Origin of the sequence: Pseudomonas sp. 22085 (assembly GCF_052045815.1) — a bacterium.
GTDB lineage: Bacteria > Pseudomonadota > Gammaproteobacteria > Pseudomonadales > Pseudomonadaceae > Aquipseudomonas > Aquipseudomonas glycinae.
Genome location: NZ_JBQEQA010000020.1, coordinates 26,404 through 37,969, shown reverse-complemented (window position 1 = coordinate 37,969; position 11,566 = coordinate 26,404). Strand labels below are relative to the sequence as shown.

The 11,566-nt window shown below is 61.2% G+C and carries 8 protein-coding genes; 4 read left to right on the top strand and 4 right to left on the bottom strand.

Going from position 1 to position 11,566, the window contains the following annotated elements:
* Positions 1 to 139 precede the first annotated feature (139 nt).
* The 3 genes from plsB to ACTJK7_RS22545 are packed head-to-tail and all read left to right on the top strand — an operon-like array spanning position 140 to position 3,808.
* Positions 140 to 2,644 carry a glycerol-3-phosphate 1-O-acyltransferase PlsB gene (gene plsB, locus ACTJK7_RS22555; protein WP_108559802.1) on the top strand — a complete coding sequence of 835 codons (2,505 nt, stop codon included), beginning with the start codon at positions 140 to 142 and terminating at the stop codon, positions 2,642 to 2,644.
* 51 nt (positions 2,645 to 2,695) lie between these two features.
* Positions 2,696 to 3,094 carry a YbaY family lipoprotein gene (locus tag ACTJK7_RS22550; protein ID WP_108559800.1) on the top strand — a complete coding sequence of 133 codons (399 nt, stop codon included), beginning with the start codon at positions 2,696 to 2,698 and terminating at the stop codon, positions 3,092 to 3,094.
* A 24-nt stretch (positions 3,095 to 3,118) separates the two neighbouring features.
* Positions 3,119 to 3,808, top strand: a complete 690-nt coding sequence (locus ACTJK7_RS22545; RefSeq protein WP_011332665.1) for a DUF4197 domain-containing protein — start codon at positions 3,119 to 3,121, stop codon at positions 3,806 to 3,808.
* Here ACTJK7_RS22545 and ACTJK7_RS22540 read toward each other — a convergent pair.
* The 3 genes from ACTJK7_RS22540 to ACTJK7_RS22530 form a co-directional block, all read right to left on the bottom strand.
* On the bottom strand, positions 3,805 to 5,199 hold the full coding sequence (locus ACTJK7_RS22540) for a Fic family protein (protein ID WP_108559796.1): 1,395 nt from the start codon (positions 5,197 to 5,199) through the stop codon (positions 3,805 to 3,807). The two genes, ACTJK7_RS22545 and ACTJK7_RS22540, sit on opposite strands and share 4 nt — an antisense overlap.
* A 490-nt stretch (positions 5,200 to 5,689) precedes the next feature.
* Entirely contained in the window at positions 5,690 to 8,758 is a 3,069-nt protein-coding gene (locus ACTJK7_RS22535) for an efflux RND transporter permease subunit (RefSeq protein WP_440781026.1), read from the bottom strand.
* Between the two features lie 6 nt (positions 8,759 to 8,764).
* Positions 8,765 to 9,865, bottom strand: a complete 1,101-nt coding sequence (locus tag ACTJK7_RS22530; RefSeq protein ID WP_108559792.1) for an efflux RND transporter periplasmic adaptor subunit — start codon at positions 9,863 to 9,865, stop codon at positions 8,765 to 8,767.
* A gap of 94 nt (positions 9,866 to 9,959) precedes the next feature.
* Here ACTJK7_RS22530 and ACTJK7_RS22525 point away from each other — a divergent pair, with 94 nt between their 5' ends.
* On the top strand, positions 9,960 to 10,595 hold the full coding sequence (locus ACTJK7_RS22525) for a TetR/AcrR family transcriptional regulator (protein WP_085655613.1): 636 nt from the start codon (positions 9,960 to 9,962) through the stop codon (positions 10,593 to 10,595).
* Between the two features lie 132 nt (positions 10,596 to 10,727).
* Here ACTJK7_RS22525 and ACTJK7_RS22520 read toward each other — a convergent pair whose 3' ends face one another.
* Positions 10,728 to 11,510, bottom strand: coding sequence for a class I SAM-dependent methyltransferase (locus ACTJK7_RS22520; protein ID WP_440781028.1), 783 nt, complete (start codon positions 11,508 to 11,510; stop codon positions 10,728 to 10,730).
* Positions 11,511 to 11,566: the final 56 nt, after the last annotated feature.

Below are 11,566 nucleotides of genomic sequence, written 5' to 3'. Positions count from 1 at the left end.
GCTTGTTTGGAACGACCAAACCACGCTTCTCGCGCCTTGCCCTGCACAACAGCAGGCACGGCGCGGCACGAAAACTCATGAAGAACGCCCCCTGCCCTCCCGAGCAAACGCTCGGTTTATCCACTCACGCAGAAGCCGTATGACCCGTTCCCCGTTCCGCCGTCTTGTGTTTGGCACCTTGCGCCGACTGTTGTATCTCTGGGTTCGCTCCGAGACGATCAACCAGTCGTCGTTCACCCTCAACCTCGACCGCAGTCGTCCGGTGTTCTACGTCCTGCAAAACCCATCGCTGACCGATCTGGCGGTGGTCGACACCGAGTGCACCAAGGCCGGCCTGCCGCGCCCGGTGCTGCCGGTGTCCGTGGGTTCGCTGATCGAACCGGCGGCGTTTTTCTACCTGACGCCGGACCCGGACTGGCTCGGCCGCCAGGACAAGCGCGGCGCGCCGCCGACCCTGACCCGCCTGGTAAGCGCCCTGAGCCAGAACGCTGCCGAAGATGCACAGATCATTCCGGTCAGCGTGTTCTGGGGCCAGTCGCCGGACAGCGAGAACAGCCCGTGGAAACTGCTGTTCGCCGACAGCTGGGCCGTCACCGGGCGTCTGCGTCGTCTGCTGAGCATCATGATTCTGGGACGCAAGACTCGTGTGCAATTCTCCGCACCGATCCACCTGCGCGAGCTGATCGAACACAACAAGGGCCACGAACGCACCGTGCGCATGGCCCAGCGAATCCTGCGGGTGCACTTCCGCAACCTCAAGGCTGCGGTTATCGGCCCGGACATTTCCCACCGCCGCAACCTGGTCAAAGGCCTGCTCAACCAGCCGCTGGTCAAGCAAGCGATCCTCGACGAAGCCGAGCGCGAAAACATCTCCCCGGAAAAAGCCAAGGCCCAGGCCCTGCGCTATGGCAACGAGATCGCCTCGGACTACACCTACACCGCGATCCGTTTTCTGGAAGTGGTACTGAGCTGGTTCTGGAACAAGATCTACGACGGGATCAAGGTCAACCACATCGAAGGCGTGCAGAAGGTCGCCCAGGGTCACGAAGTGATCTACGTACCGTGCCACCGCAGCCACATCGACTACCTGCTGCTGTCGTACCTGCTGTTCCGCAACGGCCTGACCCCGCCGCACATCGCCGCAGGGATCAACCTGAACATGCCGGTGATCGGCAGCCTGCTGCGTCGCGGCGGTGCGTTCTTCATGCGCCGCACGTTCAAGGGCAATCCGCTGTACACCTCGGTGTTCAACGAGTACCTGCACACCCTGTTCACCACAGGTTTCCCGGTCGAGTACTTCGTCGAAGGCGGTCGCTCGCGTACCGGGCGCATGCTGCAACCGAAAACCGGGATGCTGGCGATCACCCTGCGCAGTTTCCTGCGTTCGTCGCGGATGCCGATCGTGTTCGTGCCGGTGTACATCGGTTACGAGCGCGTGCTTGAAGGCCGGACCTACCTCGGCGAACTGCGTGGCGCGAGCAAGAAGAAAGAATCGATCTTCGACATCTTCAAAGTCATCGGCGCGCTCAAGCAGCGCTTTGGCCAGGTGGCGGTGAACTTCGGCGAGCCGATCAAACTCGCGGAATTCCTCGACAGCGAACAACCAGGGTGGCGCCAGCAGGAACTCGGCCCGCAGTACAAGCCGGCCTGGCTCAACGAAACCACTAACCGCCTCGGCGAGAAAGTCGCGCAGCATCTGAACGAAGCGGCGGCGATCAACCCGGTCAACCTGGTGGCGCTGGCGCTACTGTCGACCACCCGCCTTGCACTCGACGATCGGGCCATGGCGCGGGTGCTGGATCTGTATCTGGCATTGCTGCGCAAAGTCCCGTACTCGCCGCACACCACCTTGCCGGAAGGCGATGGCCGGGCGCTGATCGAACACGTGAAGGACATGGATCTGCTGTCCGAGCAGAACGATGCGCTGGGCAAGATTCTGTATCTGGACGAGCAGAACGCCGTCCTGATGACCTACTACCGCAACAACGTGCTGCACATCTTCGCCCTGCCGGCGCTGCTGGCGAGTTTCTTCCAGAGCACCTCGCGCATGAGCCGCGAACAGATCCTGCGCTATACCCGCGCACTGTATCCGTACCTGCAATCGGAACTGTTCATCCGCTGGCCCCTGGACGAACTGGATGCGGTGATCGATCAGTGGCTCCAAGCGTTCGTCGAACAAGGCCTGCTGCGCTTCGAAAAAGACGTCTACCTGCGCCCGGCGCCAAGCTCGCGGCATTTTGTGCTGCTGACATTGCTGTCGAAGAGCATCGCCCAGACCCTGCAACGCTTCTACATGACGGTTTCCCTGCTGCTCAACAGCGGCCAGAACAGCATCAGCGCCGAAGAACTGGAAGACTTGTGCACGGTCATGGCCCAGCGCCTGTCGATCCTGCATGGCCTGAACGCGCCGGAATTCTTCGACAAGAGCCTGTTCCGCCACTTCATCCAGACCCTGCTCGACCTCGACGTGCTGCGTCGCGATGAAGCCGGCAAGCTGAGCTATCACGAACTGCTCGGCGAACTGGCCGAAGGCGCAGCCAAACGGGTGTTGCCGGCGGAGATTCGCCTGTCGATCCGTCAGGTAGCCCTGCATCGCAGCGAAGATGCGGCCGATCAGGTCGCCCCCGCTGTGCAAAGCGACTAAATTCCTACAGGCGCCTGGCTTCTTCTGGCGCCGTCGATACGGAGATCTGCGATGAAAAAACTTTCTGTGCTGGCCGCCGCCGCCCTGCTCAGCGCCTGCCAGTCGACCTCTCCGGCCGGCAAGGTCAGCCTCGACGGCGAAGTGTTCTATCTGCAACGCATCGCCCTGCCGCCCAGTGCGACCTTGAGCGTGAGCCTGCAGGACGTTTCGCTGGCCGACGCTCCGGCCGTGGTACTCGACGAACAGAAAGGCCCGGTCAAAGGCCAGGTGCCGCTGCCGTTCCACTTGAGCTACGATCCGGCCCAGGTCAAACCCGGCCACCGCTACTCGGTCAGCGCACGCATTGAAGTCAACGGCGAGCTGATGTTCATCACCACCGAAAACCATGCCGTGCAGCTCGATGGCAAGGATCCGCAGCCACTGAAGATCCGCGTCGACGCCGCCCGCTGAATCTCTCCCAACAAGGAAGCCGCCATGCTCCGCCCTACCCTTCGCTTCGCCGGCCTGTGCGCGGGCCTGATGATCTCCGCCAACGCACTGGCCCTGTCCCTCAGCGACCTGTCGCAAGGCGACGCCACCGGCGGTCTCAAGGATGCCCTGACCCAAGGCGCGCAACTGGCCGTCAAACAACTCGGCACCCCGGGTGGCTTCAGCAACAACCCGGACGTGAAAATCGAACTGCCGGGCAAACTCGGCAAAGTCGCCGGCAAGATGAAAGCATTCGGCATGGGCGCCCAGGTCGAGGAGCTGGAAACAGCCATGAACAAGGCTGCGGAAACCGCCGTCACCCAGGCCCAGCCGATCCTGGTCGACGCCGTGAAGAAAATGAGCGTGGAAGACGCCAAAGGCATCCTCAGCGGCGGCAACGACTCCGCCACCCAATACCTGGACAAATCCAGCCGCGAACAGATCCGCACCAAGTTCCTGCCGATCGTCAAACAGGCAACCGACAAGGTCGGCGTAGCCCAGAAATACAACGCCTTCGCCGGCCAGGCCGCGACCTTCGGCGTGGTCGATGCGAAAAGCGCCAACATCGAAAGCTACGTCACCGAACAAGCGCTCAACGGCCTGTTCGAAATGATCGGCAAACAGGAAGAAACCATCCGCAAGAATCCGGCCGCTGCGGCGACGAGTCTGGCGAAAAAAGTGTTCGGTACGCTCTAAACCGTCACCACACGGGAGTGAGTTTTCTCACTCCCGTTGTTCAATCCGTCGCCAGCAGACACACGTAAAAAGTACACCCACTCGCGTCCCATTTTCTTCTTCTCGAAAACCTGCAGCTCAACCAACCCGCTCAACGTCAACACCGCTGTGTTGTAGGCACAACCAAGATGCTCCTTGACGTTCCCCGCAGTGAACTCCTTCGCCACCCCGCTCCTGGCCACCTGATAAATCGCCCGCTGCCGCTCTGTCAGCCGATCAAAAAAGCCCGAACAGTTCAGCCAGCGCTCGAAGCCTTCGCTGTACGCCACACTCTTGCGGTACACGTCGGTAAAACCCTCCACCGCCCGCAAAATCACCGAACACTGAAACTCGATGAAGTACGTCAGGTCGAGCTCATCAGCCTCGCTGTGCAAATACGACCGCCCGTACTTTACCGGCGCGTTGCGCAGTAAAAGACTGATCGCGATATAGCGGAATGCCGAAAACTCGTGCTTGAACATGAGCCAGTAAAACAGCGCCCTGGCGACCCGCCCGTTGCCATCGCGAAAGGGATGTTCATAGCCCAGGGCAAAGTGCAGCGTGATCGCCTTGATCAGCGGATGCAGGTAGTTTTTTTGCCGAGGTGAACCCTGTGGTTGATTGACCCACTGCGAGAGCAAATCCAGTCGCCTCACTAATCCGGCGGCAGGCGGTGGCGAGTGGACGGTATTCCCTTCGCCGTCCTGCACCACCACTTCATCGTTGGTCCTGAAAAGCCCGGGGTCGTACTGCTCGTCATCAATACCCTCGACACCGACCCGATGCATCGACGCAATCAACTCCACGCTCAAAGGCTCGTAACGTTTTTCCCAGGCGAAATTCATCATCCGGAAATTACCCATGACCATCCGCTCATCCGGCGTCCGGGGCTGGCGCCGTTGCTTGAGCATGTCCTTGGCAACACGGGTAGTGGTCGCGGCGCCTTCCAGCTGACTGCTGCTGATCGCCTCATCCTCGATCAAATCGTTAAGCAAATAACTGAAATGCGCCCGCTCGCCTATCTGGCTGGTCATGTACTCCAGCGACGCCGTGGTGGTTTGCCGATCAACCACTGAAAGGGCCTTCTGCGCGGTTGGCGTCGGCACAAACTTTCCCCACTGCGCCGGCTCCCCCAAAGGCAGAAGATGAATGTACTGAGCGGCCCGCGCCTTCTTGACCAACGCCCAACACAAACGCGAATCCAGCCCGCTGGCCCAGCGATACCGCAAATCCTCAAAAGGCAGATACCGCCCGTGATCATCCAGCGGCTTGAGCAACGCAAGATAGTCCGCCAGACGCTGCTTGTGAGGCGCGCGCATCAACAACTCAAAGACTGGATCGGCCCGACCCTTCAATACCGGCGGTTTCTTCATCAACGCTGCTCAACCAAGGCTGAAAAACAGCCTCGAGTACAGCACCGCCAACACAGCGACTCAATATCGGAGGCGTCTGAAAAACATGTAGGAGAGAACACCCCCTCCTACAACGAGCAAATAAAGGCGTAAACCACAATGAGCGTTAGCTCGAGTACCGCTCTTGACGTGCCGGCCCCTTCGGCCGGCTGAGTGGAGGGATTCATCCGGGGGTAGGCGCGAAGCGCCGTTCGACGAAGTCGAACACATCGAGAGGAGGTGCAGCGAAGCAAACCGGAGGCGATGCCCCCGGATGAATCCCGGAGCGAAGGAACCCCGAGCCCCAGCGAGGGGCCGAACGCCGGGGCCAAGCCTTTTGCTTACTTTTTGGCGTTTGAAAAAGTGAGCCGCTGTAAGAGCGGAACCGCCAGCCGCAACACCCAAAGAAACGGATACTCACCCAAAACCCCAAGAGCCTGGCCGGCCCAAAGGCCGCCACGCTCACAAGGTTTCAGGACTCCTTACGCACCCTGAACCAGGCCGCATACAACGCCGGCAAAAACAAAAGCGTCAGAGCAGTAGCAACAATCAACCCGCCCATGATCGCCACCGCCATCGGCCCGAAAAACACACTGCGAGAAAGCGGAATCATCGCCAGCACCGCTGCCAGCGCCGTCAGCACAATCGGCCGAAACCGCCGCACGGTCGCCTCGATAATCGCCTGCCACGGCTTGAGCCCGGCGGCGATGTCCTGCTCGATCTGATCCACCAGAATCACCGAGTTACGCATGATCATCCCCGACAGCGCGATCGTCCCGAGCATCGCCACAAACCCGAACGGCTGACGGAACACCAACAGAAACAGCGTCACCCCGATCAACCCCAGCGGCGCGGTCAGAAACACCATCGCCGTGCGCGAAAAACTGCGCAACTGCACCATCAGCAACGTCAGCACCACGACAATGAACATCGGCACTCCGGCGTTCACCGACTTCTGCCCACGCTCCGAATCCTCCACCGTACCGCCGACATCCAGCAGATAACCGTCCGGCAACTCGGCCCGGATCGGATCAAGCGTCGGCAGGATCTGCTTCACCAGCGTCGCCGGTTGCTCCTTGCCGTAAATGTCCGCGCGCACGGTCACGTTCGGCAGGCGATTGCGATGCCAGATGATGCCTTCCTCGAAGCCATATTCCAGCGTGGCAATCTGCGACAGCGCGACGCTGCGACCGTTGTCGGTCGGCACCGCCAGGCTCGGCAGCAACGACAGTTCGGTGCGCTCGTGCACGGTGCCACGCAGGAGGATTTCGATCAGTTCGTTGTCCTCGCGGTACTGGCTGACGCTGGATCCGGTCAGCGAACTCTGGAGGAATTTCGCCAGATTCGCCGTGCTCACTCCCAGGGCCCGGGCGCGATCCTGATCAATGTTCAGGTACACGACCTTGCTCGGCTCTTCCCAGTCCAGATGCACGTTGACCACATGCGGGTTCTCGCGAACCTTGGCCGCCACCTTCCGCGCCAAAGCACGGACTTCCTCGATGTGCTCGCCGGTGACACGGAACTGCACCGGATAGCCAACCGGAGGACCGTTCTCCAGGCGCGTGACCCGCGAACGCAGAGCCGGGAACTGCTCGTTCAACGTGTCGATCAGCCACGTGCGCAGCGCTTCGCGTTCCTCGATGGTTTTCGCCAGCACGACGAACTGGGCGAAGCTCGCCGCCGGCAGTTGTTGATCCAGCGGCAGGTAGAAACGTGGCGAACCGGTGCCGACGTAAGCGACGTAGTTATCGATGCCAGCGTGATCCTTGAGCATCGCTTCCAGGCGTTTGACCTCACCCGTGGTATTGGCCAGCGAGGCGCCCTCGGCGAGTTTCAGATCGACCATCAACTCCAGACGGCCGGAAGCCGGGAAGAACTGCTGCGGCACGAACCGGAACAACGCCACCGACGCCACGAACAGCAGCACGGTGAGCACGATCACGGTTTTGCGCCGACGCACGCACCACTCCACCAGACGCCGCACCCGTTGGTAGAACGGCGTGCCGTAGGGGTCGGTCTGGCCGTCAGCCGTACCGTGTTTGGCCGCGTGAATTTTCGCCAGATCCGGCAGGAGTTTTTCCCCTAGATACGGCACGAACACCACGGCGGCCACCCAGGATGCGAGCAACGCGATGGTCACCACCTGGAAGATCGAGCGGGTGTATTCGCCGGTGCCGGACTGCGCCGTGGCAATCGGCAGGAAACCGGCGGCGGTGATCAGCGTACCGGTGAGCATCGGGAACGCGGTGCTGGTCCATGCATAACTGGCAGCCTTGATCCGGTCGAAGCCCTGCTCCATTTTGATCGCCATCATTTCCACGGCGATGATCGCGTCGTCCACCAGCAAACCCAGCGCCAGCACCAGCGCGCCGAGGGAGATTTTGTGCAGGCCGATGCCGAAGTAATACATGCAGGCGAAGGTCATCGCCAGCACCAGCGGAATGGTCAGCGCCACCACCATGCCGGTGCGTACGCCGAGGGAGAAGAAACTCACCAGCAACACGATGGCCAGTGCCTCGACCAGCACCTGGACGAACTCGCCGACACCGGTTTTCACGGCGGCGGGCTGGTCGGAGACCTTGCGCAACTGCATGCCGGCCGGCAGGTTTTTCTGGATCCGGGCGAATTCGATTTCCAGAGCCTTGCCCAGCACCAGAATGTCGCCGCCGTCCTTCATTGCCACCGCAAGACCGATGGCGTCTTCGCCCATAAAGCGCATGCGCGGCGCCGGAGGATCATTGAAACCGCGCCGCACGTCAGCGACATCGGAGATGCGGAACGTACGATCACCGACGCGGATCGGGAAGTTCTTGATCTCGTCGACTGTCTGAAAATTCCCCGACACCCGCAGCTGCAAACGCTCGCTGCCGGTTTCAAAGAAGCCGGCGGTGGACACAGCGTTCTGTTCTTCCAGCGCCTGCTGCACCGCCGCCAGCGGCAAGCCGAGGGTGGCGAGTTTGACGTTGGACAGTTCGACCCAGACCTTCTCGTCCTGCAAACCAAGCAAGTCAACCTTGCCCACATCCTTGACCCGCTGCAGCTGAATCTGGATACGGTCAGCGTAATCCTTGAGCACCGCGTAGTCGAAACCGTCGCCGGTCAGCGCATAGATATTTCCGAAAGTGGTGCCGAACTCATCGTTGAAAAACGGCCCCTGGATCCCCGGCGGCAACGTCTGGCGAATGTCGCTGACCTTCTTGCGCACCTGATACCAGAGATCCGGAATCTCCACCGAATGCATCGAGTCGCGGGCAATGAACGTGACCTGGGATTCACCGGGGCGCGAGAACGAAACGATGCGTTCGTACTCACCGGTTTCCATCAGTTTTTTTTCGATGCGCTCGGTGACCTGACGCGAGACTTCCTGCGCCGTTGCGCCGGGCCAGCGGGTCTGGATGACCATCGCCTTGAAGGTGAATGGAGGGTCTTCGCTCTGGCCGAGCTTGGTGTAGGACAACGCACCGACGATCGCCAGCAAAAGCATCAGGAACAGTACGATCTGGCGATTACGCAGCGCCCAGGCGGAAAGATTGAAACCCATCGGGGATTACTCCTTGTCCGCCAGATTGACCACGCGGTTGGAGCGATCCACCGGACGCACCTGCTGCCCTTCCAGCAGAACGTGAACGCCGGCGGCGACCACCCAGTCGCTTGCATTCAGGCCTTCGAGCACCGGCACGGTTTTCTCACCGAACGGGCCGGTGCGCACCGGAGTCTTTTTCAGGGTGTTGTTGGCGCTGACGACCCAGACGTAGGTCGCGCCGTTTTCGGCCGTCAGTGCCGAGAGCGGCACCGACAGCGGGATGACATCGGCAGTCTGCACGAAGACCCGGGCGCTCTGACCCAGTTCCGCAGGGACTTTGCCGGAGGTGAATGAAATGCGTGCGGCAAAGGTGCGGGATTTCGGATCGGCGGCCGGCGACAGCTCGCGGATCTGCCCGGCGAAGCGCTGGTTCTGTTGCGTCCACAGCTCTACCGACACCGGCTGGCCGACCTTGAAGCGACCGAAGCTCTGCTCCGGCAGGCTGATCAGCACTTCCCGTTCGCCATCAGTGGCGAGGGTGAAAACGGTCTGGCCGGCGGCGACCACTTGGCCGACTTCCACCGAACGCTTGGCCACCACACCATCCTGCGGTGCGCGCAGCACGGCGTAACTGGCCTGATTGGTCGAGACGTTGAATTCGGCTTTGATCTGTTTGAGGCGGGCTTCGCCGGAGCGGTAGAGATTTTCGGCATTGTCGTAGGCCGAGCGGCTGACCATCTGCCGTTCCATCAGGGTCTTGTAGCGGTCACGTTCGGCGCGTACCAGGTTCAGGTTGGCTTCGGCGGCCGCGACCTGGGCCCGGGTGGCTTCCAGTTGCAGGCGCACATCCTGCGGATCGAGTTCGGCGAGCGGTTGATCGGCTTTCACGCGCTGGCCTTCCTCGACCAGTCGTCGGCTGACTTTGCCGCCGATGCGGAACGCCAGATCCGGTTCGTAGCGGGCGCGAACCTCGCCCGGATAACTTTCCATCGCCTGCGCCGAAGGCTCTGGCTGCACCACCATGGCCGGTCGCACGCTGACTGGCGTCACCTCTTCCTTGCCACATGCCGACAATAAAAACGCCAGACTGACTGGCACCGCAAAGGACAACGCATGGCGGAACATGGTGAAGGACCTTTCGCTAAGGAGGCTTGGAATAATTATACTGGCCGGTATGTTATTAATAGCAAACTCACCAGTCCAGTATTAAAAGCGAAGAATGTCGAACAATCTGTCCACTCCAAACGGCCCCGGCCGACCGAAGGATCCGGCCAAACGTCAGGCGATTCTCGAGGCGGCGAAAATCCTCTTTCTGAGTCATGGCTATGCCAACACCAGCATGGACGCGGTGGCCGCCGAGGCCGGGGTGTCAAAGCTGACGGTGTACAGCCATTTCAACGACAAGGAGACGCTGTTCTCTGCCGCCGTGGTGGCCAAATGCGAGGAGCAATTGCCGCCACTGTTCTTCGAATTGCCGGACGGCATTGCGGTGGAAAATGTGTTGCTGAACATTGCGCGAGGCTTTCACCACCTCATCAACAGTGAGGAATCGGTGAACCTGCATCGCCTGATCATGGCGCTGGGCAGTCAGGATCCCAACCTGTCGCTGATCTTCTTCGAGGCCGGCCCCCAGCGCATGGTGCAAGGCATGGAACGATTGCTGCGGCGGATTCACGAAACCGGCGTGCTGAGCATCGACAACCCGCACAACGCCGCCGAGCACTTCTTTTGCCTGATCAAGGGCGCCGGGAATTTCCGCCTGTTGTACGGCTGCGGTGAGCCGCTGACCGGCGAGGCGGCGGAAAGTCATGTGCAGGAAGTGGTCGGGCTGTTCATGCGGGCCTTTCGACCCTAGTTTCTGCGGTGTCTGTCCTGACGCTATCGCTGGCAAGCCAGCTCCCACAGGGATCGAAGTGTGATCACTGATTGTGTGCACACTACTGAACCTGTGGGAGCTGGATTGCCAGCGATTGGGGACGACCAGGTCTCAGGTCTTGAGCGCTTTCTTCGGGTAGATGTCGTAACGGCTGGATTTGCCATCCAGCGCATGACCCGGTTTCGGCCCTTCGATGCACGGCGCCTTGCGCGGGCGCTTGACCACCACCCGGTGGGTGGCCAGTGCCAACGCCGCTTCCAGCAAGGCCGGTGCATCCGGATCATCGCCCACCAGCGGGCGGAACAGGCGCATTTCCTTCTTCACCAGTGCGGTTTTCTCACGATGCGGGAACATCGGGTCGAGGTAGATCACCTGCGGCGGCTCGCCCTCCCAATTGCGCATCACCTCGATGGAGTTGCCCTTGAGCAGCTTCATCCGCGCCACGATCAGCGCCACCTCGAAGTCTTCCGCCGCACGGGCCAGACCATCCTCCAGCAAGGCGCCGATCAGCGGCTGACGCTCGATCAGGCTCATCTCGCAACCAAGACTGGCCAGCACGAACGCGTCTTTCCCGAGCCCCGCCGTCGCATCCAGCACCCGAGGACGTACGCCCTGGGCGATGCCGACGGCCTTGGCGATCATCTGACCACTGCCGCCGCCGTACAACCGGCGATGGGCCGCACCACCCTCGACGAAGTCGACCCGCACCGGGCCCGGCGCATCTGGCCCCAGTTGTTGCAACTGCAAACCCTGCTCGCCGACCTGCAGGGCAAACTCGCCGTCAGCCACCTGCAACGGCAGGTTCAGGCGCTGCGCCCACTGCTCGGCCTGCGCTTCGAACGTCGGGCCGAGGGCCTCGACATGGATGCGGCAGGCCGCGGGTTGCTCAATCATGGAAAACACGCTCAAAAAAGTTAAGGATCGGCAAAAACCGCCGATAACCCAATCAA

What these genes read in the sequence shown, in the direction of transcription:
- plsB (WP_108559802.1), top strand. Translation starts at nt 140, where the DNA reads ATGACCCGTTCCCCGTTCCGCCGTCTTGTGTTTGGCACCTTGCGCCGA.
- ACTJK7_RS22550 (WP_108559800.1), top strand. Translation starts at nt 2,696, where the DNA reads ATGAAAAAACTTTCTGTGCTGGCCGCCGCCGCCCTGCTCAGCGCCTGC.
- ACTJK7_RS22545 (WP_011332665.1), top strand. Translation starts at nt 3,119, where the DNA reads ATGCTCCGCCCTACCCTTCGCTTCGCCGGCCTGTGCGCGGGCCTGATG.
- ACTJK7_RS22540 (WP_108559796.1), bottom strand. Translation starts at nt 5,199, where the DNA reads ATGAAGAAACCGCCGGTATTGAAGGGTCGGGCCGATCCAGTCTTTGAG.
- ACTJK7_RS22535 (WP_440781026.1), bottom strand. Translation starts at nt 8,758, where the DNA reads ATGGGTTTCAATCTTTCCGCCTGGGCGCTGCGTAATCGCCAGATCGTA.
- ACTJK7_RS22530 (WP_108559792.1), bottom strand. Translation starts at nt 9,865, where the DNA reads ATGTTCCGCCATGCGTTGTCCTTTGCGGTGCCAGTCAGTCTGGCGTTT.
- ACTJK7_RS22525 (WP_085655613.1), top strand. Translation starts at nt 9,960, where the DNA reads ATGTCGAACAATCTGTCCACTCCAAACGGCCCCGGCCGACCGAAGGAT.
- ACTJK7_RS22520 (WP_440781028.1), bottom strand. Translation starts at nt 11,510, where the DNA reads ATGATTGAGCAACCCGCGGCCTGCCGCATCCATGTCGAGGCCCTCGGC.